The following is a 24,085-nucleotide window of genomic DNA, read 5'->3' as shown; positions in this document are numbered from 1 at the left end:
CTTCCACCTAGTGACTTTCTCTCTATAACGATACCAGCAATACTCCTCTTGATCATAGTCTTTCGTTCATTTTAACATTGATGTTGAATATAAGTCAATTTGAAAAAAATCAGCGCGCCGCTTTTACCTGATCTAAAGCTGTAGTGTAATCTGGCTCTTCTGCAATTTCTTTAGAAATTGCTTCATAAATAATGTTACCTTCTTTATCAATCACAAAAATCCCACGAGCTAATCGTCCCATTTCAGGAATGAATAAGCCGTATGCTTCGCCGAATGTTCCTTCAGTATCATGTAAAATTTCCATATCTACACCTTCAGCTGCACACCAATTTGCTTGTTCATCTTTTGTGTTATTAGAAATCGTGATAAATTTTACACCTTCAACTTTTGCTGCTTCCTCATTGAAACGTTTTGTTTGCAATGAACAAATTCTAGTATCGATATCTGGAACCACACTGATCAAAACTGGTTTTCCAGTAAAATCAGATAAATTTACGACCTCGTCATTTAAATTCTTTAACGAAAAATCTGGAGCTTTCACTCCAACTTCAGGTTGTACTCCAATTATTTCTACTTCTTCACCTTTTTTTGTTACTTTCATTAGTTACCCTCCTAAATTTAAAAATGTAGCAATTTAGCTATCAAAGCTAAACATTCTTTCTTAAGTATAGATGAAGGAACGATAGAAGACAAAGTTCTTGCTTTCTAAGCTTTTTTACGTGAGAACGTTTCATCGAAATAAATCAGCGTCTGTAGCTCGGTTGTTAAATCGATGTATTGAACATTTACATTGTTCGGCACAATCACTCGATCTGGAGCAAAATTTAAAATCGCTGTAATACCAGCATCAACGATTTTATCAATCGCCTCTTGTGCGAATTGGCTTGGTACAGTTGAGATTGCAACTGTCACACCTGTTTTTTTAACTTCTTCAGCTAAATTTTCCATTGGTTGAATAACTATGTCGTCAACTGATAACCCAACAAGTTCTTCTCCGATATCAAATGCACAAACAATATTCAAGTTTTCATTTCTTCGAAAATTATTTTTGACCAGCGCTTTGCCTAAATTACCACAACCAATCAATGCAATACGTTTTTCTTCTTGGGTATTCAAAATATGGCTGAATACCTCAATCAAGTAAGGGACATCATAACCATAACCACTGCGCCCCAATTCACCTAAATGTGAAAAATCACGACGAATCGTAGCTGGTGGTACTTGGATAATATCACTAAATTCTTTGGACTTAATTCTTGTTATACCTGAATCTCCTAACATTTTCAAATAGCGTAAGTACAATGGCAATCGCCTTGCTGTGGCTTTTGGCATCGTTTTTTCTTTATGTAATTCTTTCATTTTCCAACCTCCTTGTTACTTACTTCACATATACAGTTTAGCATGCTTCAAGATACTCAGCAACTTGTTTGTGAAAAAAGTAGCAGATATTAAAAAAACCTAATAAATAAAAAAGAACAGATTCGATAGCGTTATCAAGTCTGTTCTTTCAACTTTTATAGAAAATCAGAAAATTCTTCGTCTTGCTGATTTTCTTCAGTTATTTCACTAACTTTCAAACCAGCCATTGATCGAGCCATTAATCCTTCTATATCTAATCGAGCTTCATAGGCTTGCGCTTTGTCCAATTTTGGTCTCGTTTTTGGCTGAGGTGGTGCAAAAATCGTACAGCAATCTTCAAATGGTTGGATAGCCAATTCAAAAGTGTCTATTTTTTCAGCAATCTCAATAATCTCGCCTTTATCCATCGAGACAACTGGACGAATGATTGGGGTTGTGGTTACTTCATTGATTGCTACCATGCTTTGTAATGTTTGTGAAGCAACTTGTCCCAATGATTCTCCATTGATGATGACTAAACCTTTTCTAGACTCCCGAATCGCATCAGTCAAACGCAACATCATTCGACGTGTCACAGTCATCAGATAACCTTCCGGTACAACTCGTTTGATTTCTTCTTGGATTTCAGTAAAAGGCACTTCGATAAACTGGATACTCCCCGAATAAGGTGCAATTTTAGCAGCTAAATCTTTGGCTTTTTGTAACGCTTGTTCACTTGTATATGGCGGACTAGCAAAATGAACAGCCTCTACTTCCACACCTCGTTTCATCGATAAATAGCCTGCAACAGGTGAATCGATTCCCCCAGACAGCATTAACATACCACGACCGCTAGTCCCAACTGGTAATCCACCAGCACCGCGGATTGTTTCATAGGAAAGGTAGGCACCTTCTTTGCGTATTTCGACACGAATATCAATATCTGGTTTCTTCATTTGTACCGAAATATTAGGATAAACTTCAAAAACAGCTCCACCCAACTCACGATTCAATTCATTTGAATCCAATTCAAAATCATGATCAGAACGTTTGGAAGTTATTTTAAACGTTTGACCTGGCTGATAAGCAGACTTGATGATGGTTTGAACCATTTCTCGAATTGCAGGCATTGTTTTTTCTACACGAACACTTGGAGAAAAGTTTTGGATGCCGAAGACTTTTTCTAATTTAGGCAAAATTTGGACGCTGTCTTCACCATTTAGCAATAAATGCATCCGATCTCGGTCAGCGTGGATTTTAACAGCTGGAAAATCGCCAAGTACTCTTTTAACGTTTTGGGCTAATTGGGAAATAAATGATTTTCTATTTTTTCCTTTAGTTGAAAGTTCACCATAGCGAACCATGATTTCAGTATATTTCAAAATGTTTCAATCCTTTTCTGTGAGCTTGATTTTTTGATTCATTTAACTATTTAATACCAAGAATTTTTTATATAGCTGATTAAAAATAATCATAAATTGCTCTGCTTCTGCAATAGTATTACTTTCATCTAAGCTGACCCTGATAGCTGATGTTGCTAAGGAATCTGGAACTTTCATTGCATGTAAAGTACTGCTGGATAATTTTTTACGGCTAGAGCAGGCGCTAGTTGTTGATGTATAGATTTGTTTTTCTTCTAAAGCATGAACCAAGACTTCTCCACGAATCCCTTTTAATGCAAAACATAAAATATGAGGTGCAAAGTCAGGTGTTTCTTTTGAAAATACTGTAACGTTAGTATACTCCTGTAATGCTTCGATCAGGTAGCGTCTAATAGTTGCAGTATGCTCAGGTTTTTCTGCTTTTTTATCCATATATAAGCGTAGCGCTTTAGCCATAGAGACAATCCCAGCAACATTTTCAGTACTACTTCTTTGACCATTTTCTTGACCGCCACCCTGTAGCAAAGGTTGCAGTTTACGACCATGTTTCCAATAAATAAAACCAACACCTCTTGGTCCATGAAATTTATGAGCAGAAAATGTAGCGAAATCCACACGAGGTGTCAGCCATTGCTCTTGTCTAACTTTGCTGATTGCTTGTACCGCATCTACATGGAAATGAATGGTTGGATAATCTTCTAAACAATCACTAATAGCTTGAATAGGTTGAATCGAGCCTATTTCATTATTAACAGCCATGATCGAAACAAGAATTGTATCTTTACGAATCAACTTAGCTAATTCATCTACTTTCACAAACCCACGTTCATCAACAGGCGCGATTGAAATTTCAAAACCATTCTCTGCTAACTGGCTTGCTGTTTCAGAAACAGCTGGATGCTCAATATCTGAAATAATGATATGACGACCAAATGTTTTTTTTTCTAAAGCAGTGCCTTTTAAAACCCAATTATCGCCCTCTGTTCCTCCACTAGTAAAATAAATCTCATTTGATTTCACTTGAATCAGATCAGCAATTTGCTTACGTGCTTGTTCCAATAAACGGCTAGCTTGATTACCTAGATCATGTAAACTAGATGGATTACCAATAATTCGTTGGCTCACTTTTATATATGTATCTAAAGCTTGAGGATAAATCGGTGTTGTTGCACTGTTATCAAAATATATCATCTAAAAAACCTTCTTCTTTTGAAATTCTTTCCTATTATATACTTTCTACTTTTGCAGTTCAACCAAACGAACAGAATTAATCAAAATAAAAAGGTGAGACGCTTGTCTCACCCTTAATTGTCTATATCGCACCAAGATTATTAAAATAAAAATCTTCAATTCTTCTAAATGCTCCTGGCTCCACTCGTTCAAGTGCTGTACCAATTTCATCTAAAGCATCTTGATATCTGTATTCTTTTGAGAATAGTTCTAAACTGTTTTCCATCGCTACACGAATTGCTTCATGTGTATGGCGGTAACGATTAGCGTATTGCATCATTTGTTCTGTCAATGCAGCAGAGTTGACTAAATCGTTTGTCTTCTTATCTAGTAATTCTAAGTCTTCGTTACAAAGATCAGAAAGTTTTTTGATTTCTTCCATGTTGATTCGTATTCTGTTTAAAGCCTTGCTTAATTCTTCAATACGATCAGTTGCTACGAAGAAAAATTCTAAGTAATCAGCTGGTAATCCAGGTAAACGTTGTTTTTCAACATAACGTTTGATATTACGTAAACGGAAATCGTACTGATCGACTTTCTCTTGGGCAACTTTTTCGCCTTTGCGTAATTCTTTTAATGAGTCATCGATTTCAACTTGTTGATTTTCAATGTCATCTAAGATTTTATAGCAGTCTTTAAAGAACGCTTGAACTTCAGAAAAAGGAATCGTATGCTCTTTTAATTTTGGTTCGAAATCTTCATAACGACGGATCAGCTCTTCGATTTCTGTTTGGAAACCTCTTGAACGTCCTAACTCATTATGATTCAAAGTATAACTTTGAGACGTATGATCTAATTCGATCATCAATTGACGATTATTTTTCAATGCATGCGCAATATAATCTCCAACTACTTTATGGTTAGTCATTACATATTTCTTAGCATTGATTTCACGTTCCATGATTTCGTATAATGCATCAATTGCATTGGCTGTATCACGATTAGCTACTTCTACTGCATCAACTTCTGTCTTCTCTAAATCGACGGTTGAATTTTTCACGCGTTTTTGAACACGTCTTAATTCATCTTCAAAATTCTTTTCAGGGAAAACATAATGATCGGCAAGTAGACGTTTGTAGCCTTCTTCGATCTCTTTTAATTGATCTGGGAAAGTCCGGTTCAATTCATCATAAAGTGGTGGAATGCGTTTCATTACATCGTCTAACTCATAGGTATGACGTTCAGCATTTTCTAAAACTTCACGAGCTTCGATCGGATCTCCTGATGTATTCAATGTTACGAACTGAGTAAATTCAATTTCGATATTTTTGATTTGTTTTTGTAATTCTGGATAAGCTGAACCAAATTCTGATTTTTCATCATGAAGTAATTTACTGATTTCTTCGTAAACATCCAATGCTTTTTGAACTTCAAGTGAGTTACGTTCTTCACTTTCACGTAGTTCTTTCAAACCATTACGGATGATCTCAACTTCTGATTCCATCTCAGTCATCGTTTGATCAGCTTCAGCAACTGCTTTTTTCGCTTTCATAAAACGGAAGGTTTCATTTAAATTTTCCACTTCAAAAATCTGACTTTCTAGCTCTGCAAAAGAACGAGTAGAAATCTCGGTCCAACGCTGATTCCATTCTCTAAACGTGTTCTGACTTTGCCCGACCATGTGCATTTTTTTGACATCATCGACCTCTTCGATCACTGGCAAGTCGAACAGCTCTTCTTTCCTCTTTTCCAGATCATCGAGTTTCATTTGATTTTTCTTTCTCATAAAATAACCAACTAAATACAAAACTGCTGCGATGATTATTATAGCTAAAACTACGATAATGATCAGATTATTCTTCATTCATGGTTCCTCCGTTTATTAGTCCATATATGATATGCAACAGCCGGTAAATAACAAAAACACCTTTATCTGCGGTCGCAATATTCTCTTATCTACTTAATTTTTCTTAAAAACACCTACAGAAAATTATATCACAAACCCGTCAATCAAGCACTAACTAATTGTATTTTTTTAAGAAATGTTTTGACTTTGTAATATTGTAACAAAACTATTCCGCCTATTAGTCAGTTTAACCGACATTCTCAATCGTTTGCAACTTTTTGCACACATCACTCAACGTCTCCAACTGCGCATCTGCTAATTGCTGATCCATTCCAAAACGTGTATCTTTCAAGGCCCAGACAGCTGTACCAGCATCATGAGCGGAGCGAATCCCTTTTTCAGAATCTTCAATTGCTAGGCATTTGGCTGGCTCTACGCCTAATTCTTGCGCTGTATACTCATAAATTTCAGGTGCCGGTTTACTTTGTTTAAATTGTGTACCACTTACGATCACATCAAAATAGCTAGTTAATTGCCCGATTTTCAATACTTCTTGAATCACATCTGTCTTAGAAGAAGAAGCCAAAGCAATTTTATAACCCTTTCTTTTAAAAAACTGCAAGACCCGTTTTGCATCTGGATCAATCAGATTATTGTAATCAATTGGATGTTCCTCTTTGTATTGATGATATTTTTCACTTAAAAAACTCTCATCATAGATTGTATCATTAACTTCAAGAATCGTCTCCCATAAACTCCGCATATCTGCTCCAATAAATAATGATATTGGAATCTGCTCGATTGTTAGATCGTATTCTTTTAAAAATGCTTTTCTACGTTGATAATAAAACTCTTCACTATCGACCAACACGCCGTCCATATCGAAAATAATTCCTTCATATCTTTGCGTCATTTTGGCGCTCCTTTATTTGACTATTCTTATTCAGCTCTACTAGTCTAACAAATGTTTGAAAAAAAATGAAGAAATTTGTTGGAAAATAACTGAAAAGATCGAATAATTGTCACTTTTGCAGTTGCTTTTCAGTCCATATTTCGGTATTCTTTTACTATTATAATGAAAAATCTATTAAAATTAGGAGTGAAAAAAGTGAAAGTCACAAAATTTGGAGGCAGCTCATTAGCTTCTGCTGCACAGTTAGAGAAAGTTTTACAAATCGTAAAAGAAGACGCTTCACGAAAGTTTGTTGTTGTTTCAGCTCCTGGTAAGCGTTCTTCAGATGACATCAAAGTCACGGATTTACTTATTACTTACTATAATGCTTATTTAAATAATGAAAATACAACCGAGATCATCGGAAAAATCGTTGATCGTTATGAAGCGATTTTGGATGAATTAACGCTTAATAAAGAAGTTTTAAGCAATATCCAACAAGCAATTCAACATTTGGCAACTTTACCTAAAGAAGATAACCCTCATCTTTTTGATGCTTTTTTAGCTAGTGGTGAAGATAATAATGCCAAACTAGTTGCTTCTTTTTTCCAACAGCGCGGCTTGAATGCTCGTTATAAAAATCCAAAAGATCTTGGGATCATCGTGTCTGATGAACCTGGTAATGCCCGTATTTTACCCTCTTCTTCTGGCAAGATCAACCAGTTTAAGGAAACAGAAGAAATCTTGGTGATTCCCGGCTTTTTTGGCTTTACAGAAGCAGGTGATATTTGTACATTTTCTAGAGGAGGCTCTGACATCACAGGGTCGATCGTTGCAGCAGGTGTAGAAGCGGACATCTACGAAAATTTTACAGACGTCAACGGTATTTTTGTTGCTCATCCTGGTATTGTTCACGAGCCAAAAACAATCAAAGAACTAACTTATCGGGAAATGCGGGAATTAGCCTATGCCGGCTTTGCTGTGCTTCATGATGAAGCTTTGATGCCGGCTTATCGGGCCCATATTCCAGTAGTTATCAAAAATACGAATAATCCTCAACATCCTGGAACCTTGATCACAACTTCTAGAACGATAAAACATGATCCAGTTGTTGGAATTGCTAGTGACCAAGGCTTTGCCAGTATCTATATCAGCAAGTACTTAATGAATAGAGAGTTAGGGTTTGGTCGTCGTCTGCTGCAAATTTTGGAAGAATTAGGTCTTAGTTACGAACATATGCCTTCTGGGATCGATGATATTTCGATCATATTAAGAGAACGTCAGTTAACGATTGAGATCGAAGAAGAATTAATGAAACGTTTAGAACTTGAACTTGAACCTGACGAGTTGCGTATCACGCATGGTTTGTCTATGTTAATGGTTGTTGGTGAAGGCATGCGTCAAAGAATTGGAGTCATGGCGGATAGTACTGCTGCTTTAGCTTTTAATAAGATCAACTTGGAAATGATCAACCAAGGTTCTTCTGAAGTTAGTATTATGTTTGGGATTCGTGAAGATCAAGAGAAAAAAGCGATTCAAGCATTGTATCAAACTTTTTTTGAAAGTTAACTCATAAAGTAAATGCACAGTGAAGTCTGAATAGGGGTTCCTGTGTATTTTTTCATAGAAAACATGTTCTTCCTGAAATAGTGAGCGTATAATGAGAATAATCAATAAAAAAGAGGTAGGATAATTATGATCAAGTTAGTGAACGTTAGTAAAAACTACGGAACAAAAGAGGCATTGAAGGAATTAAGTTTGAGCATTCAACAGGGTGAGATTTTTGGTTTCCTTGGCCACAACGGGGCAGGTAAATCGACTACTATCAAAAGTTTAGTAAGTATTATTCAACCATCTAGTGGTTCAATTACTGTTGACGGATTAGAATTAACTGAGCATCGGCAGACCATCAAGAAAAAAATTGCGTATGTTCCTGATACTCCAGATATCTTTTTACAGCTAACAGCAGGCGAATATTGGGATTTGATTGCTGCTGCCTACGAACTTGAAGAAGCACAAAAACAAACTCGTTTAAATGAATTAACTATGTTATTCGACATGATAAGTCATCGAGATGAGACATTAGCCAGTTTCTCACATGGAATGCGGCAAAAAACGATTATAATCGGTGCGTTACTGCCTGACCCTGATATCTGGATTTTAGATGAGCCTTTGCAGGGATTAGACCCTCAAGCTGCTTTTGACTTAAAAGAAATGATGAAAGCTCATGCTGCTAAAGGAAAGACTGTAATATTCTCAACTCACGCATTAGATACGGCTCAACAATTATGTGATCATTTAGCTATTTTAAAGAAAGGTGAACTCATTTATGATGGCTCTGTCGAGGATTTATTGGCACAGTCTCCAGATGAAACTTTAGAGTCTATCTACTTAAAAATGGCTGGACGTCAATCCAATACGCAACTAGTAGAACGTATTGAAGGTGAAACTTATGAATAAAATACAGTTGTTTGAATTAATACGAGTCAACTTACGTTACGCCAATCCCCAAGTAACAGATCGGGCTAGAAAAAAAGGCAAAAGTGGCAAAGCATTGACGAAGGCTCTAATTAATCAATATTTACTATCTGGAGTTTTGTTTGTGTTCATCTACGGTATGACAATGTTTTTTATCGATTTTAGCCAAGCTCCAGGTTTTTTCACTTATTATGTTGGGTTATTTAGCATTTTGGCATTTTCACAAGGTATTTCAATTATTTATAATGTCTTTTTTGAAAGTCAAGATTTACCAGCGTATTTACCTCTGCCCTTTCGCCAAAGCATGATTTTTACAGCGAAAATTTTAGTTGTGACCTTAACTGTTACCCCGTTTGTTTTTCCAATGTTTATCGTATTTTTATTGACAGGTTGGCGGTCTGGAATTTTTCTGCCAATCACGATTATCTTAGCAATTCTGCTCTTTTTATTAGTTTTAGCAACGGTCTTTGCTGTTTGTTGTCTGATTGTTTTTGGCTTAACAAGAACTAAGTTTTTCAAAGAACACAAAAAGCTTGTTACTAGTTTATTGCTGGGTATTTCAATGACAATTGCTATTGTTGGGATTATTTTCATGAATGGGCAAAGTTCTTATATGGAAACAGGACAAATGGATCGTCACCCCATCTATGTTTTACTTCCTTTATTTTATATTGTCTCTAAACCATTTAGTGTATCTGGACTACTTAGTTTAGCCGGATTAATTGGGCTATTTCTACTGTTGATGTTCGCTATCAAGGTGTTGATCTTGCCAAAACTTTATGAACAATTAACTGATGCAACAACTGCTAAAGGTGTAAATCGTCGGAAATACAAGGTTAATCAAAATTTGAATCAATTGCTTATAAACTACAATACGCAATTATTGAAAGAACCAAATTTGATTATGCAAGTCTTATCAAATTCTTTACTGATTCCATTGATTTTTATCATTACATTTGCAATCGGCGGCTTTTTAGATTTAAGTTATATTGATTATCGTTTTATTGGTTTAGTCTTTTTAACTGGAGTTGCACTAGCTTGTATGACAGTCAATCAGACTTCGTTTATCAGTAATATGATTTCTCTTGATCAAGAAAATTTTAATTTTATACAGACTTTACCAATTTCATTGTCTAAATATATGAAACAAAAATTCTTAGTGGGTTTAACCATTCAATCTGTATTAACTGGTAGTGTTGCTTTACTTGGAGGTATTCTATTCCGATTACCGATTTTGTATATTGTCATTTTGTTGATTGGTTCATTATTCGGTAACTATTTACTTTGTTTACGCTTTTTTGCCAGAGATTATCGATTTATCTTATTAGATTGGACAAATATCAATCAATTGTTCACTCGTGGTTCTGGAAGTGTCGGATTAGTATTCACAATGCTCGCATCAATTTTTGTAAGCTTGATTCTTTTGGGAGCGTATGCTTTTGCTGCAATGACTTTGCCATTTTGGCCGCTCAATTTAAGTGTTTTGACAATCATAATAATTGTGAGTTTTCTATGGATACAACATTTCAAAAAAAGCTTTTGGAACTCATTCAATTAAAACTGGATATTATTTAAGAGCGTGTGTGAATTTTCAAAAAAGTTGAAAATCCACACACGCTCTATTTTTACGTCATTTAAAATTTACTCTCATCCTGGCGTTTCCATTTAACTAAAAATAGTGTCATACTGATCAAAATCAATACATAACCAGACAAGCCGATCATTGATTTAAAAGACCCCGTATTCGGCAGCTTATTTGATTTTTTTTGTTCTACTTTACCGGAATTCGCTGTTGGCACAGTACTTGAATCTAAACTACTAATATTGTCTTGCTTTGATGTGCTTGATTCAGTTGCACTATCAATCATCGATTCCTCCGTACGCTCTGTGCTTTCAATGCTGCTACTTGATGTTGTTGTGCTTTCAATCATACTAGACTCGCTTGATGAAGTATCAATTGTTTCAGAGGTAGATTCTTCTGGTTCAAGTTCCTCTGGATCTCCACTCCCACTTCCTCCACCGCCGATTCCAGGAGTTTCAGCTTCAATAACTACTGGATCTCCTTCACCATCTGCTTCTAGAATAGCTTTATTTCTATACGGTAAATTTGTATCATCTAATTTATTTGATACATAGGTTAAACTTACTGCATTGTTCAGTGTACCTAGATCAACAACGAATCCATCATTCGTTGCACTGATTTTAGATGGGTCAATTGGCTCTAGCGGCTGAAAATATTGTGTTGCTTTGTCGTATGTTCCAAGTTCCGCTTGAATCAAAAATTCGCTATCAAACTCCTGCAAGTCTCCAAGAATATCTGTCAAAATAACATTCGTAATATATTTCGAATCTGGATTAATGATTATATTCCAAACAGCTGAATTATTATCAGCACTGTTCCAACCGACCTTATTCATGACCCAATTTTCATTTTCCGTCTTTGTTGATCCACGTACATAAAAGAGTATCTCACCTTGACGATTTGCTTTATGCAATTCATAAAATGGTCCGAATGTTGCTATAGCAGTATTGGATTCCGAATCGCCACTGATCGTCATGATCAATGTTCCATCATCCGCAATAATATCATATGAAAAACTGTTAGCTATTATGGTGTTCTCTGGGATTCTTAAGTTCATCGTATCTCCAGAGACAATTGGAACATTATCTGGAATGTTATAAGAGTATGCTAACGAAACATTTTGATGGTAATCGATTTCAGTATTTTCATCAATGATACTATCACCCTTTAGAATTGTTGGATTAGAAATATAGAGATCTCCATAATCCACATTTGCATAAGAATAGGCCGGGAAAATGACACTAATAATTAGGTGAAAAATCGCAGATAAAGCAAAAACTTTCTTTTTCATTTAGTAGCCTCCTTCTTTAAGTTTTTTTATTAACCTTTTATAATCATATTTCTTGCAGCAAACAGTTTACGATTCTCTTCGCTGCTTTTCCATCTCCAAATGGAAGAGAAGAGCCCGCAACCTGCATAGCTTCATATTCATCTTGGTTTTCCAATAAAGTAACGATATTTTTGTAAAGTATCTGTTCATCTGTTCCAATAACTTTTAAAAAACCCGCTTCAACTGCCTCATGACGTTCCGTTACTTCTCGAACCACCAAAACAGGTATTTGATAATAAGGTGCTTCTTCTTGAATACCGCCAGAATCTGTAACCACTACAAAGCTATTCACCATTTCTTGTTGGAATTCCAAATAACTTAACGGTTCCGATAAAACAATGTTATCCTGATCAGACAATAAAGAGTCTACTATTTTTCGTATTTTAGGATTGAGGTGTACGGGATATTTAATCACAACATTCGGATATTCTTCAGCTATTTTTCTCAAAACTCCACAAATTTTCCTTAACTTTTCCTCATCCAGTTCCCGTCGGTGTATAGTAACCAGTATTTGATACTGATTATTGGCAATAGTTCGCTCTAGGTTTAGATAACTTAAGGTATCAATACCTGTATTGCCAGTGACCTCAATCCTCGAATGAATCCCTTCTTTTTTTAAATTATCTTTGTTGCTTTGTGTTGGAACGAAATAATAATCAGCGACTCGATCGATCAACTGCCGATTCATTTCTTCTGGAAATGGAGCATACTTGTTATCCGTTCTAAGTCCAGCCTCAATGTGGGCTATTTTTTTTTGCTTATAAAAAGCTACTAAACTGGTGATAAGAGCTGTCGTCGTATCACCATGAACAAGTACTACATCTGGGTTTTCTTCTTTCATAACAGGTCCTAAAGCACTCATGATATTGATGTTCAGCTCAATTAACGTTTGTTTATGTTTCATAACTTCTAAATCATATTGTGGTTTAATATTCCATTCTTTTAAAAGAATATCGACCATTTCCTTTTGTTGTCCAGTATTGACGATGGTTAGTTTTATTTGTTTCGGATGGTTCTGACACTCTTTAATAAGTGGGAACATCTTTATTAATTCTGGTCTGGTCCCAAAAACGATCATGTAGTGTTTCATTTGTGACCTCCTATTTATCCTATCTAGAAAAACACCTAAAATTTTACCGAAAATCATACTTATTACGATAACAATAAGCGGCAAGATTGAAAACAATCGTTCATCAAACAAACGGTTGAGTTCATTCATTGTAAACATTCTCTTCTCTCTGTGTTTTTATCCAAGACTTTTTCCCAGTTAATTGTCTAGTGAATGCTAAAATAATACTTGGAATTGTTAAAAAAATGTAGATATACATAAGCATTCCTCCTAGATAGCTTCGAGATTTAGGAGAATTTTCGATTATTTCAATATTTTGCGTTTCTTTGACATACCTTTTAGCAAATGACAATCCTGGGTAGATTGTAATAAGTGTCATTAACACAATTGTTATCACTGATTTAGCTGTTATTCCTTCTACTAACGATTGGCTCAACAATTTCATTGAGATCAATAGAATGATACTATTAACCAAATTATAATAAGGCTGCAGTAAAAAATAGACCATTTCTAGTTTACCGATTTTTGATAGTGAAGCGCTTTTTAATATGCGAAACATATATGAGTGACACTGAAGACTTCCTTGAATCCAACGACTTCGTTGTTTGATATAGCTCTTGTAGCTCGTCACTCCTTGTTGGTATATGACCAGTCGATCAGTGTATACAATTCGTTCATTATTCAGTAACAAACGAATCGTTAAATCATAATCTTCAAGTAAACAGTCACTCCAAGGAATTCCAGCAAATTTTTCTAGAACAGATAATCTTGTAAATTGACCATTTCCACCAAGTCCAACGGTTTTTGTCTTCATCCTAAGCTTTTGGATACTCCCAATTACTTCATAGAATTCAATATCTTGAAGTAATGTCAGCCAGTTTCCATTTTTATAATTATTGATAATTCGTACTCTTGCTTGTATACCATGAATGTCGGCATGGCTAAAAATTCGATCTGCTATAATGAAAGCATCCTTACATAAAAAACCATCTGCATCTAAAACTGTGACAATAACCTGTTCTGAATCAATAGAGCGATACTCTTGAAGAATGATTCTGTATGCATAATTTAATGAATGACCTTTTCCTTTTTGAGCATCTGGTTGCTTTTTTTTAATTACTTTAATCCTAGGATCTGAGATTCCGTTTATAACTTTTAATGTATCATCAGTTGAATCATCATCTACAACGTAAATCGTTAAATTAGGTGTAGAAAAATGTAATAACGAAAGAAGGGTTTCTTTAATAACTTTCTCCTCATTAAAACAAGGAACAATCACAGCATAATGCATTTTTTTATATTCTGGTTTAAAAAGCTTTTCTATATAAACTTCATCTGCATTCTTGATAATTGTGATATAGACGTAGTAAATACTAATTGAAACCATTGAGATAAAGTAAATAACGTCCATTTTTTCCCACCTTTCTTTTTTATTTTAAAAGGTTTCAATATGCTTGTTTCTTCACAAGTGATTGATCGTATAATATGTTACACACTAACAACCATTGTCTTCCGTAATTTTATACGAATATTATGTTTTTTTAAGTCGACTATATGTATGTTATCATATAAAACATGTATGTTTTATCATATTATTAGCGTAAATACTAAAATAATGAGAAAAAATATTAAATATTTTCGGCATTTTATACTAAAATAACCCAAAACAGAACGGTTAACGTTCTGTTTTGGGTTATAATTTTTAGTTTTATTATTTTTCATTCGCTTTACATTGACGTTCGATTTCTTCTTTTATTTTTGGCTCAGGCGCAAAATCTGCTTCCCAATTATCTGGTTTTAACACCTTATGCGTGACTGGGTGGTAGTGCGGTTTTCCATCTGGAAATATTTTCCCCATGTTTGCCTCATGAACAATTGAAAATATCTCAGTCGGATCAACACCTAATAATGAAAATGAACCGTACGTAAAATATAAAATGTCAATCAGAGCATCTACTTGTTCCACCAAAGGGTCTGCTACTTTCTTTTTTTTGTTAAGTACTTTTTCTTCTGCCTGATCAACAGATTTTTTCAATTGGTCTACTAACTCTTTAAAAACAATGGGATTATTATTGGCTGATCCATAGAGAAATTCAACCAATTCTTCTACTTTAAAACCGGCTCTATCTGATGCTTGTTTCGCAGAAAATGGCGTTGGAATCTTAGGTCTTCTATTGTCAAATTTTTCGTGAAACGCTTCTGTCTTTTCAAATGGATTATCGATTTTCATTAGGTTCCTCCTAGGGTTAAAAAATTCAGCCTATCTTGACTGAAAAACAGGGAAAGTTCATCATTTTAAAAAAATTACTCAATAATATTATAATACAGCAACGCTTGATATATTCCTTCTTTTTCATTAGTTGCAGTCACGTAATTTGCCACTGTCTTTACTTCTTTTTCTGCATTTCCCATAGCTATACCAATACCGACACCTGCCAACATGTCTATATCATTCCAGCTATCGCCAAACGCCATCACCTCATCTAATGAAATACCAAAATGCTCAATACATTTTTGAATCCCAACTAACTTTGAACCACCAGCAGGAATAATATCCACTGTATATGGATTTGAGCGCGTTATATGACAATTTGGCAATTGTTCCTTTAAAGTTTTTTCCTCTGATTTCGGGCTCAAAAGAACACATTGATAAATTGGCTCTTTCAATATGTCAAGATCAAAATAGCGTTGTGCTTTTCTATGAATTGAAAAGCGGCTGATTAAATTTTTAACAAAAGTTGCAGGAAAATGTTTAGGCAAAAAATGTACAATTTTTTTAGCCCACTTGTTCTGACCAAAGCGCATCAGTGAACTCCCTTCTAGACTATGTCTTGAGCCAAACATGATCTGCCGGTGATAATCATCAGAAAATGAAATAATTCTTTTTAGCGTTTCATCAGAAAAGTGTACTGATCGAATCGTTTCTTCCTTCGTATAAACTAATTGACCATTGTAGGTAACAAAAACATCTAAATTCAATTCATCAATTTGTTGGCTTAAATGAACTGGACCTCGTCCTGTTGCGACTCCACAAATAATTCCTTGTGCCTGCGCTCGGGCAATCGCTTTTTTAGTCGACGCCAATGCTTTGCTGTTTTTATTCACCAAAGTACCGTCGATATCAAAAAAAATAGCTTTAATCATTGGAATCCTTTCTTTAGTAACCGTAAGTTCTGTTTAAAACAATCCCATTTGTTTTGGGTTCAAATTCTCATATTCCAGTTTCAACGCTGCTTTCATTTCTAGTAAGTTGCCTGCCGCATCTCCGCCTGAATTATTGTTAAAAATCACACCAACTTCTTTAGCCTCACAAGATAATTTTTCCACAGCTTCACTTAAATCTGTAATTTCTTCTTTATTATAACGATATAAGGTGCGCTTTTTACGCCAATCTTTGTCATTTGCCATCCATCCCGCAGCATTACGTCCATGAAATCGAAATAGTACAAATTGATCATTCGTCACATAAGGAAAAAATGGCACTGGATTCGTAGGAATTTGCGGCTCATCGACCACAACTAATGAAAATTCATTTGTTTTCATGAATGACAATGTTTGTTTAATATATTTTGCTGTGTACCATGAACCATTTCGTAATTCTACCGCAATTGGGAAATCGGCAAACCAACGGCGAATTTTTTCCAAATACTGAACGTTTTCTTTCGTACAGGCAAACGTTCCCGAAAATTGAATCAAGAATGCAAAGAGTTTACCACTTTCGCTCATAGGGGTCATACTTGTTAGAAAGGCTTGAACCATTTCCTCTTCATTTTGATAATACTGCTGCCATTCCCCTTGACAGCTGATCCCACTATACACTTTCATCACAAAACGAAAATCATCAGGGACTGATTTAGTCCATTCTCTAACAGACTCTTGCTTTGGAATACCATAGTATGCTGTATCCATCTCAACTAAGGGTAAGTAACCTGCATATTCATATAAAGTAGAACGCTTTTTTCCAGTTAACTTGTCATGTTCATTAAAAGAAGTCAGACCTAAACGAATCATAGAATATTTTGTCCTTTCTATTCTTATTCAAACCACTATTACGTACATATAGTTAAAATGATTATTTATCTATTATTTTATACTAAAAAAGACTAAGACAAAACAAAAAGTTGTCTTAGTCCCAAAATTGCTCTGGTTCTGTAAGTCTATTGACTTTTTTTCCATTTCATATTTGCTTCGCAATACGTTTGACCATCAATTCGAATTTCATGCCGGGTTATTTTTCCTTCTTCACTGTCAAGCATTTCATAATGGCTCTCTACTACTTGACCATATTCTACTTCTTTATCAAATTTCACATTGATAAATGTCGGTTCATGCGTACTTAAAAAGTCATAGCCTAACACATCTAGCAACCAATTGAAGTAGATGGCATTATTAACATGCTGATTTCCATCAATATCAAAGTAACGTACACGATAAGGTAAAAAATCACCATTTTCTACTTTTTCGATTTTTTCGCTACGGTAAATCTTCTTGATTTTTTCACTTTCATACGGCTCAATGATTTCAGGAAGAACACTGCTCATTTTACGATTTTTTGTATCCATCAAAACAAAAGTAGATTTGATTAGCACGCATTCGTTTCCTTTTTCATCATGAATCCAAAAATTCCGATAACAAAAATATTTATTATACGCGATTGCTTGAGTCGTAACAGAGATGCTTTCTCCAACTTTAGGTAAACGCGTGATATGGATCTCATAATTAGTAATAACCCAGCCTAGGCCAAATGATGCAACAAAATCAGAACCACGGTCTAAAGCATCGCTTTGTTCTTCAGAAGTTTTGATTACAACGGCCAACATTGCGGGAATAGTCATTTTTCTTGTAATATCTCCATCGTAGTAGGCAACTTCATATGGAGTTGTAAATTTTTTTGCCACTGAATCTCCTCCTGTTTTGCTTATTCAACTGTCTAAATTATAACATAAGATGCTGAATCAATGACAAAAAAATAATGATGAACCAAACTCATTTGAACGAATTAAAGCTACTTAGACTCATTTCTAAAATATATACCCAAAAAAATATTTTTTATACATTTAAATTGTTTTATATATATATTTTTAAAAAAACTTTTCAAAACAGAAGTTTATATTCTCCTGTTTTAAAAAGTTTTCCAGTCGTACCTATTTGTCAAAAAAAAAACTCTATTAACTAATTTTTTCACACTATACGTGACCAGTGTTGCCATAGCCAAGCACTTCATTCAATAGATCCAAAAGTGTCTCCATCTCTATCCCTCCAAAAAATTAGTTGATTCTAAAAGAATAATACCATACTATTATATAAAACTAGAACTATAATGCATAAACATAGAGGGGAAAAATATGAGAATCAAAGGAGACATCATCCGAACAGTAAGAAAACAGAAAAAATTGTCGCAAGTGACCTTAGCCGCTGGAATTTGTACACAAGGAACCGTTAGTAACATTGAAAATAAAAATGTCTGTGATAGCCTTGAGATTCTTGATGCACTATGCAAAAGATTAAACCTTAGTTTAGAAAGCGTCTTAGACGATAATGACGAAAAGAAGCTGACTTCTTTATTAAATAATGTAGAAGAATTGTGCAATACATTCAAACATAAAGAAGCTCACTCACTGCTAAAAGACACGTCAATCGACATTGCCGACTTCCAAAACAAAGAGCTGGAAGTTCGCTGGTTTTATTTTATGGGTATCACTAATTTACTCGGTTACAACAATACTACGGATAGTTTATTTTATTTTTACAGAGCTGATGAACTTGGCGATTCAAATTCAATTTATGCCATTCTTTCCGTCAATAGTTTGGGGATTGTCTATGAAATGGCTAATGAGTTAGATAAAGCACAGGTTTATTATGAGAAATCGATCGATATGTTAAACAAAATGACGATAAAAATGCCTATCGAAGCGACTAAGGTATTTTTCAATACCGCAAAATTTTATTCATTGATCAAAAATTATGAAACAGCTTTTGATTTAGCTTCTGAAGGAATGCTATTAAATCAAACGTATCAATCACTATATATGCTAGATCTTTTAGCATATGAAGCAGCTTTTAACGACTTTATGAAGTCACCAGAATTACTTGCTCCTGATTTTAATAGTGCAAAAGTTTTTGCTGCCTTTAATAACAATCAAAATTTATTATCTGTGATTGCTAACGATGAGAAGACATTGACTCGTTAGATCAATAGTTATTGTAGAATCGCCAGTTAAGACCATGTATCCACCATGTTCTTAACTAGCTTTTTTTTATTGGTAAGATGAGATACAGCTCTTTTTTTAAGAACCTTTTTCACAAACGTTTCCTATTTTTTATTATTTTAAAAATAGTTGCATATCATTGGAATAATATAAAATGCCGTGTTACATTTACTATTGTAAGCGCTACAAAATACTTTTAGGAGGAATTACAATGAAAAGAACAATGCTCAAAGCAGTCCTTACACTTACTTTATTAGCTGGAGGTTTATCTGTTTCAGCTACTGTTACTCATGCCCATGGGTATGTTTCGTCCCCAGGAAGTCGTGCCTACTTTGGTAGTAGTCAAGGTGGAAAAATAAATAAAAACGTTGGTCGTGCTGAGTGGGAACCTCAAAGTATCGAAGCAACTAAAAATACTTTTACTCCAGGAAAATTAGCCAGTGCAGGCGTTAGCGGATTTGAACCCTTAGATATTCAGACTGCTGATCTTTGGCATAAAACAGATATTGCAACTGGTCCACTTGCAATCAATTGGACTTTGACAGCCCGTCATAGAACTTCTACGTGGGATTACTATATGACCAAACAAGGATGGAATCCCAATCAACCTTTGGACATCAAAAATTTCGATTTAATTGGCCGTATTGATGACAAAGCAACGATTCCAGCAGCCTCTGTCAATCATACCATTACAGTACCTAGTGACCGCAAAGGATATCATGTGATTTATGCTGTTTGGAACGTTTACGATACTACAAATGCTTTTTACCAAGCAATCGATGTCAACGTAAAATAATAAATAAAGCAAACAATAAGGAGCCAATCATATGAAAATCAAACAATTGATCCCTACTTTTTTAGTAGTTTCAGGTATTGCTGCAACTATTTTTTTCACAGCAACTCCTGCTGAAGCTGCAGATTCAGCCAGTGAAATGGTCAGTGTAGCAAATAAAAAAGTCCTTGTTGGCTATTGGCATAATTGGGCTTCGAAAGGTAGAGATGGCTATAAACAAGGTACTTCTGCAAATATTTCATTAGCAGAAGTGAATAAAGCCTACAATGTAGTCCCAGTATCCTTTATGAAGAGTGATGGTATTAGCCGAATCCCAACTTTTGCACCATACAACAAAACGGATGCAGCTTTTCGTCAAGATGTAGCATTACTTAACAGTCAAGGGCGTGCTGTCTTACTTGCTTTGGGTGGGGCTGATGCTCATATTCAATTAAAAACTGGCGATGAACAGGCTTTTGCTGATGAAATTATTCGACAAGTGGAGACCTATGGTTTTGATGGATTGGATATCGATTTAGAGCAATCAGCCATTACGGCTGGCGATAATCAAACCGTTATCCCAACAGCTTTGAAAAAAGTCAAAGAACACTACAGAGCCCAAGGAAAAAATTTCATCATCACGATGGCACCTGAATTTCCTTATCTAAAACCAGGTGGTGCTTATGAAAAATACATTACTTCCTTAGATGGTTATTATGAATACATTGCACCACAGTTATATAATCAAGGTGGCGATGGTGTTTGGGTGGATGAGATCAACAAATGGATACCACAGAGTAACGATGCTTTAAAATATGAATTCCTGTACTACATGTCTGACTCTATGATTCACGGCACACGAACATTCTTAAAAATTCCAAATGATAAACTTGTACTTGGACTACCAGCAAATGTAGATGGCGCTGGTAGTGGCTATGTAATCGATCCAACGGCCGTTTACAAAGCCCTTGACCAATTAGCAAAAGATGGTAATTCCATCAAAGGATTAATGACTTGGTCTGCTAACTGGGATGTTGGTACTAACGTAAATGGTGTACAGTACAATAATGAGTTTGCTACAAGATATTCTCGTATTTTACAATAAAAAATAAAAAAGAAGAGCCCAATCCTGTGAGATTTGTAGTGCCCCCAAAAAGTCTAACTTTTTGGGGTCGGTACAATTTAGGCTCTTCTTTTTTTATTTTTTTCCTCCACTACTGACTAAAACTTTGTCACTTTTGGATAAGTCAGTTGTTTTTTTCGTTCGATAAATCCCATCTTTTCTTAAATGATGATAAATCGTTGATGTAGAAATACCACAGCGTTTTGAAATTTCTTCTGTCGAAATATCTGTGTTGTGATAAAGATCAAGTGCTTTATTAACTTGGTTGACAAGTGGTGGCCGACCTAAAACAACCCCTTTTTTCTTAGCTGCACTCAATCCAGCCAGAACACGTTCCCGAATCAACTCTGCCTCCATTTCAGCAAATGCCCCCATGATTGTAAAAAAGAAACGCCCCATTGGTGTAGAAGTATCAATATTATTTTCAATACTAACAAAATGAATATTTCTTCGATCAAATTCTTCTAATAACCCAAGCAATTGCTTCGTTCCTCTAGCTAAGCGATCCAATTTAAAAATTACAAAAGTGTCTCCTGGTTTCAAAATAGTCAATGCTTTATTCAATTCATTTCGAAAACTTTTGCGTCCACTTTCATATTCTTTGAATATTTTGTCGACACCGTATTCCTTCAATGCTTGCTGTTGAGAATCAAATTTTTGATAGTGTGTGCTGACACGCATATAGCCAATGACTGCCATTTTATTCTCCCCCTATTCTCCTTAACCCCAACCAGTAATCTATTTGCTATACGACGTTTGTTGGATCAAAATAAATCGAGTGGTAGTAACCTTCTAAAGCTAATAATTCTTGGTGTGTGCCTTCTTCAACTATTCTTCCTTGATCCATGACTAAGATGCGGTCAAAATGTTTGATTGTATTTAATCTGTGAGCTACGATGATGCATGTGAAATCGTAGGTCTTTAAGCGATTCATTATAAAGTTTTCTGAAATATTATCTAAGGAACTGGTAGGTTCGTCCATTAACAGCAAGCTTGTTTCTTTTACCAATGCCCGAGCAATAGAAATCCGTTGCATCTGACCACCCGATAAGTTCATTCCACCTTCTGAAATTTGTGTTTCTAGACCTAAAGGCAAATTCATGATGATTTCATCCACTCTTGAATCAAAAATCGCTTGTTCTACCCGTTCATCTGTTGCCTCAGCTTGATTCAATACAATATTATCGTATAAAGAAGCGTTAAATATCGTTGGCTTTTGATTCACTATACTAATACATTTTTTTAACGAAACATCATCAATCTGCTTTAAATCAATATCGTTGAATCTTATCTGACCTGAAGTTGTATCGTATAATCCTGCTAATAACTTCAATAATGTACTTTTACCTGAACCACTTTTCCCAACAATTGCGACTTTGTCTCCATGCTCTATTTGAAAGGAAACAGAATGTAAAATCTCTTCTTCAAAGTAGCTATACTTAAACGAAACATCTTCGACGTTCACCGAATCAATTGCTGCTATGTTCTCTCCTTCAATCGCTAAACGAGGATTATCTTTTGCTTCTAAAATCTCATTTAATTTACCAAAGTACGAACGCAAAAGTAAAAACTCTGTATAGGAATCAAAGACAGTGACAATTGGCGCAATAAAAGCTCCAGATAAAGCGTTAAAACTGATAAGCTCTCCTAATGTTACTTGACCCTTCGTCACTTGAAACAGTCCTACATAAATCAGTACGATCGGCAAAATAAATTGAATCGATGTTTGAATTGTTCTGACCCATGTTGAAAAGCGATTTTTCTCTGCTCGTAACATAATTTGATTTTTGAATTCATTTCGCCATTTTGAATAGAACTGATTTTCAGATCCTGATGATTTAACGGTCTCCATTCCTTCAAATAATTCTACCAAAATCCGCTGAACTTTTGATTGAGCAATCAGTTCTTTATTTGTAATACTTTGTACTCGTTTAGAATTAACAACTGAAATTGCCCCCATCATAAACGCACCAAAGATAGCAATCAGGGTTAATTTTAGTGATAAATTGACCATTAAAATTAAATAAATGAACACAAATAGAAAGTCCACTGAGATTGTCAGCATTCGTTGACTCATAATTTGCTGGATGATCACGCTGAGATTCGCCCGAAAAATCAAATCTCCCGTTGAACGATTGACAAAAAATCGTAATGGTAAATGAATGATTTTTTTCATAAATGCTTTCATTAAGGTTAAATCGAATAAATTTTCTAGTACAATCAAAACTAACCCTCTTGCCACTTGTAGCAAATAATAAGCGATAAAAAGAATAACGATCGTTGAACTGATTTGAAAAATGTTTGTAACAGCGACATTAGAGTTATCAATGATCATTTGTGTTAGTCTAGGAATAGCAATTGTCACCATTTGGATCAAAAGAGTTAGGGCGATAAACATGGCAACTTTTGCTTTTTGGTCAGTTAATATTCCTTTTAAGATCAGCCAAGTAGCATTTTTTTTGTTCTTTCGTTGCGTGATCGTAACGTCAACATCAATTAAAATCAAGGCGATATTAGAGAAACTTGTTTCAAACTCAGATCTTTTTATTTTTTTTCGACCACTTGCGGGATCAAGAATCGTTGCTTCTTTAGCTGTTAATTTCTCTAATACAATATAATGCCGTTCTTCCCAAAAACAAATTGTTGGTGTTACTTGTTCTTCCAAAATTTCTAGATCCAGTACTCGAATCGCTTTCGTTTCAATTCCTCGATCTAATAAAATTTGATTTAAATTTGTCAGTGTATTTCCACCTTTGGGAACACCGTACACATCACGGAGGTGGCTTAGCGTCACATTATCATCATAGTAGTTCAAGACCATTGTCGTACAAGCTAGCCCACATTCACTATGTTCACTTTGTTCAGTAAATGGCACTTTTTTCGTCAATATGATT

General features: G+C 35.0%; 21 protein-coding genes and 1 other annotated feature (1 of these 22 only partly in view). Of the genes, 6 read left to right on the top strand and 15 right to left on the bottom strand.

What is annotated here, in order from left to right:
• Positions 1 to 65: a binding site (T-box leader), on the bottom strand; it reaches 154 nt to the left of the window's first position.
• 44 nt (positions 66 to 109) lie between these two features.
• The 6 genes from tpx to AC4BB5_RS03665 all read right to left on the bottom strand — a co-directional run bounded on the left by tpx (position 110) and on the right by AC4BB5_RS03665 (position 6,649).
• Entirely contained in the window at positions 110 to 601 is a 492-nt protein-coding gene (gene tpx / locus AC4BB5_RS03690) for a thiol peroxidase (RefSeq protein ID WP_490458059.1), read from the bottom strand.
• 104 nt (positions 602 to 705) lie between these two features.
• Positions 706 to 1,359, bottom strand: a complete 654-nt coding sequence (locus AC4BB5_RS03685; RefSeq protein ID WP_490458058.1) for a redox-sensing transcriptional repressor Rex — start codon at positions 1,357 to 1,359, stop codon at positions 706 to 708.
• Positions 1,360 to 1,514: 155 nt separating this feature from the next.
• The gene (gene thiI, locus AC4BB5_RS03680) at positions 1,515 to 2,720 is read right to left on the bottom strand and encodes a tRNA uracil 4-sulfurtransferase ThiI (RefSeq protein ID WP_490458057.1); all 1,206 of its coding nucleotides are present in this window, start codon (positions 2,718 to 2,720) and stop codon (positions 1,515 to 1,517) included.
• A 42-nt stretch (positions 2,721 to 2,762) separates the two neighbouring features.
• Positions 2,763 to 3,911 (bottom strand): cysteine desulfurase family protein, encoded by a 1,149-nt coding sequence (locus tag AC4BB5_RS03675; protein WP_490458056.1) that lies wholly within the window; start codon positions 3,909 to 3,911, stop codon positions 2,763 to 2,765.
• A gap of 121 nt (positions 3,912 to 4,032) precedes the next feature.
• Positions 4,033 to 5,754, bottom strand: coding sequence for a septation ring formation regulator EzrA (gene ezrA, locus AC4BB5_RS03670; protein ID WP_490458055.1), 1,722 nt, complete (start codon positions 5,752 to 5,754; stop codon positions 4,033 to 4,035).
• 229 nt (positions 5,755 to 5,983) lie between these two features.
• Positions 5,984 to 6,649: an HAD family hydrolase gene (locus tag AC4BB5_RS03665; RefSeq protein ID WP_490458054.1), complete on the bottom strand. Its 666-nt coding sequence runs from the start codon at positions 6,647 to 6,649 to the stop codon at positions 5,984 to 5,986.
• A 195-nt stretch (positions 6,650 to 6,844) separates the two neighbouring features.
• On the opposite strand from AC4BB5_RS03665, the gene AC4BB5_RS03660 reads away from it, so the two are divergent.
• The 3 genes from AC4BB5_RS03660 (at position 6,845) to AC4BB5_RS03650 (ending at position 10,664) form a co-directional block, all read left to right on the top strand.
• Positions 6,845 to 8,197 (top strand): aspartate kinase, encoded by a 1,353-nt coding sequence (locus AC4BB5_RS03660; RefSeq protein WP_490458053.1) that lies wholly within the window; start codon positions 6,845 to 6,847, stop codon positions 8,195 to 8,197.
• Between the two features lie 126 nt (positions 8,198 to 8,323).
• Positions 8,324 to 9,088 (top strand): ABC transporter ATP-binding protein, encoded by a 765-nt coding sequence (locus AC4BB5_RS03655; protein ID WP_490458052.1) that lies wholly within the window; start codon positions 8,324 to 8,326, stop codon positions 9,086 to 9,088.
• Entirely contained in the window at positions 9,081 to 10,664 is a 1,584-nt protein-coding gene (locus AC4BB5_RS03650) for an ABC transporter (RefSeq protein ID WP_490458051.1), read from the top strand. Before AC4BB5_RS03655 ends, AC4BB5_RS03650 begins: the two co-directional genes overlap by 8 nt.
• A gap of 76 nt (positions 10,665 to 10,740) precedes the next feature.
• Here the strand turns inward: AC4BB5_RS03650 and AC4BB5_RS03645 are convergent, their stop codons facing one another.
• The 7 genes from AC4BB5_RS03645 to AC4BB5_RS03615 all read right to left on the bottom strand — a co-directional run bounded on the left by AC4BB5_RS03645 (position 10,741) and on the right by AC4BB5_RS03615 (position 17,985).
• Positions 10,741 to 11,979: a collagen binding domain-containing protein gene (locus AC4BB5_RS03645; protein ID WP_490458050.1), complete on the bottom strand. Its 1,239-nt coding sequence runs from the start codon at positions 11,977 to 11,979 to the stop codon at positions 10,741 to 10,743.
• 43 nt (positions 11,980 to 12,022) lie between these two features.
• Positions 12,023 to 13,108, bottom strand: a complete 1,086-nt coding sequence (gene wecB / locus AC4BB5_RS03640) for a non-hydrolyzing UDP-N-acetylglucosamine 2-epimerase (protein WP_490458049.1) — start codon at positions 13,106 to 13,108, stop codon at positions 12,023 to 12,025.
• Positions 13,109 to 13,229: 121 nt separating this feature from the next.
• Complete coding sequence (locus tag AC4BB5_RS03635) at positions 13,230 to 14,498, bottom strand: glycosyltransferase (protein ID WP_490458048.1); 1,269 nt, start codon at positions 14,496 to 14,498, stop codon at positions 13,230 to 13,232.
• A gap of 300 nt (positions 14,499 to 14,798) precedes the next feature.
• Positions 14,799 to 15,317 carry a pyrophosphohydrolase domain-containing protein gene (locus AC4BB5_RS03630; RefSeq protein WP_490458047.1) on the bottom strand — a complete coding sequence of 173 codons (519 nt, stop codon included), beginning with the start codon at positions 15,315 to 15,317 and terminating at the stop codon, positions 14,799 to 14,801.
• A 74-nt stretch (positions 15,318 to 15,391) separates the two neighbouring features.
• Positions 15,392 to 16,231: a Cof-type HAD-IIB family hydrolase gene (locus AC4BB5_RS03625; protein WP_490458046.1), complete on the bottom strand. Its 840-nt coding sequence runs from the start codon at positions 16,229 to 16,231 to the stop codon at positions 15,392 to 15,394.
• 33 nt (positions 16,232 to 16,264) lie between these two features.
• The gene (locus AC4BB5_RS03620) at positions 16,265 to 17,098 is read right to left on the bottom strand and encodes a DUF72 domain-containing protein (RefSeq protein WP_490458045.1); all 834 of its coding nucleotides are present in this window, start codon (positions 17,096 to 17,098) and stop codon (positions 16,265 to 16,267) included.
• A gap of 146 nt (positions 17,099 to 17,244) precedes the next feature.
• Entirely contained in the window at positions 17,245 to 17,985 is a 741-nt protein-coding gene (locus AC4BB5_RS03615) for an acyl-ACP thioesterase domain-containing protein (RefSeq protein WP_490458044.1), read from the bottom strand.
• Between the two features lie 447 nt (positions 17,986 to 18,432).
• Between AC4BB5_RS03615 and AC4BB5_RS03610 the strand changes: the two genes are divergently transcribed.
• From AC4BB5_RS03610 to AC4BB5_RS03600, 3 genes are all read left to right on the top strand, one after another.
• Entirely contained in the window at positions 18,433 to 19,278 is an 846-nt protein-coding gene (locus AC4BB5_RS03610) for a helix-turn-helix domain-containing protein (protein WP_490458043.1), read from the top strand.
• Positions 19,279 to 19,507: 229 nt separating this feature from the next.
• Positions 19,508 to 20,092 carry a lytic polysaccharide monooxygenase gene (locus tag AC4BB5_RS03605; protein WP_490458042.1) on the top strand — a complete coding sequence of 195 codons (585 nt, stop codon included), beginning with the start codon at positions 19,508 to 19,510 and terminating at the stop codon, positions 20,090 to 20,092.
• Between the two features lie 31 nt (positions 20,093 to 20,123).
• Positions 20,124 to 21,173 (top strand): glycosyl hydrolase family 18 protein, encoded by a 1,050-nt coding sequence (locus AC4BB5_RS03600; RefSeq protein WP_490458041.1) that lies wholly within the window; start codon positions 20,124 to 20,126, stop codon positions 21,171 to 21,173.
• 93 nt (positions 21,174 to 21,266) lie between these two features.
• Here the strand turns inward: AC4BB5_RS03600 and AC4BB5_RS03595 are convergent, their stop codons facing one another.
• Both AC4BB5_RS03595 and AC4BB5_RS03590 read right to left on the bottom strand, forming a co-directional pair.
• Positions 21,267 to 21,890 (bottom strand): recombinase family protein, encoded by a 624-nt coding sequence (locus AC4BB5_RS03595; protein ID WP_490458040.1) that lies wholly within the window; start codon positions 21,888 to 21,890, stop codon positions 21,267 to 21,269.
• A gap of 46 nt (positions 21,891 to 21,936) precedes the next feature.
• Entirely contained in the window at positions 21,937 to 24,078 is a 2,142-nt protein-coding gene (locus tag AC4BB5_RS03590; RefSeq protein WP_490458039.1) for a peptidase domain-containing ABC transporter, read from the bottom strand.
• Positions 24,079 to 24,085: the final 7 nt, after the last annotated feature.

The organism is Enterococcus sp. AMC1252 (assembly GCF_058216515.1).
The sequence above is the reverse complement of the archived record's forward strand: the minus strand, read 5'-3'. Positions and strand labels throughout refer to the sequence as shown.

What these genes read in the sequence shown, in the direction of transcription:
- tpx (WP_490458059.1), bottom strand. Translation starts at nt 601, where the DNA reads ATGAAAGTAACAAAAAAAGGTGAAGAAGTAGAAATAATTGGAGTACAA.
- AC4BB5_RS03685 (WP_490458058.1), bottom strand. Translation starts at nt 1,359, where the DNA reads ATGAAAGAATTACATAAAGAAAAAACGATGCCAAAAGCCACAGCAAGG.
- AC4BB5_RS03675 (WP_490458056.1), bottom strand. Translation starts at nt 3,911, where the DNA reads ATGATATATTTTGATAACAGTGCAACAACACCGATTTATCCTCAAGCT.
- ezrA (WP_490458055.1), bottom strand. Translation starts at nt 5,754, where the DNA reads ATGAAGAATAATCTGATCATTATCGTAGTTTTAGCTATAATAATCATC.
- AC4BB5_RS03665 (WP_490458054.1), bottom strand. Translation starts at nt 6,649, where the DNA reads ATGACGCAAAGATATGAAGGAATTATTTTCGATATGGACGGCGTGTTG.
- AC4BB5_RS03655 (WP_490458052.1), top strand. Translation starts at nt 8,324, where the DNA reads ATGATCAAGTTAGTGAACGTTAGTAAAAACTACGGAACAAAAGAGGCA.
- AC4BB5_RS03650 (WP_490458051.1), top strand. Translation starts at nt 9,081, where the DNA reads ATGAATAAAATACAGTTGTTTGAATTAATACGAGTCAACTTACGTTAC.
- AC4BB5_RS03645 (WP_490458050.1), bottom strand. Translation starts at nt 11,979, where the DNA reads ATGAAAAAGAAAGTTTTTGCTTTATCTGCGATTTTTCACCTAATTATT.
- wecB (WP_490458049.1), bottom strand. Translation starts at nt 13,108, where the DNA reads ATGAAACACTACATGATCGTTTTTGGGACCAGACCAGAATTAATAAAG.
- AC4BB5_RS03635 (WP_490458048.1), bottom strand. Translation starts at nt 14,498, where the DNA reads ATGGACGTTATTTACTTTATCTCAATGGTTTCAATTAGTATTTACTAC.
- AC4BB5_RS03630 (WP_490458047.1), bottom strand. Translation starts at nt 15,317, where the DNA reads ATGAAAATCGATAATCCATTTGAAAAGACAGAAGCGTTTCACGAAAAA.
- AC4BB5_RS03625 (WP_490458046.1), bottom strand. Translation starts at nt 16,231, where the DNA reads ATGATTAAAGCTATTTTTTTTGATATCGACGGTACTTTGGTGAATAAA.
- AC4BB5_RS03620 (WP_490458045.1), bottom strand. Translation starts at nt 17,098, where the DNA reads ATGATTCGTTTAGGTCTGACTTCTTTTAATGAACATGACAAGTTAACT.
- AC4BB5_RS03610 (WP_490458043.1), top strand. Translation starts at nt 18,433, where the DNA reads ATGAGAATCAAAGGAGACATCATCCGAACAGTAAGAAAACAGAAAAAA.
- AC4BB5_RS03605 (WP_490458042.1), top strand. Translation starts at nt 19,508, where the DNA reads ATGAAAAGAACAATGCTCAAAGCAGTCCTTACACTTACTTTATTAGCT.
- AC4BB5_RS03600 (WP_490458041.1), top strand. Translation starts at nt 20,124, where the DNA reads ATGAAAATCAAACAATTGATCCCTACTTTTTTAGTAGTTTCAGGTATT.
- AC4BB5_RS03595 (WP_490458040.1), bottom strand. Translation starts at nt 21,890, where the DNA reads ATGGCAGTCATTGGCTATATGCGTGTCAGCACACACTATCAAAAATTT.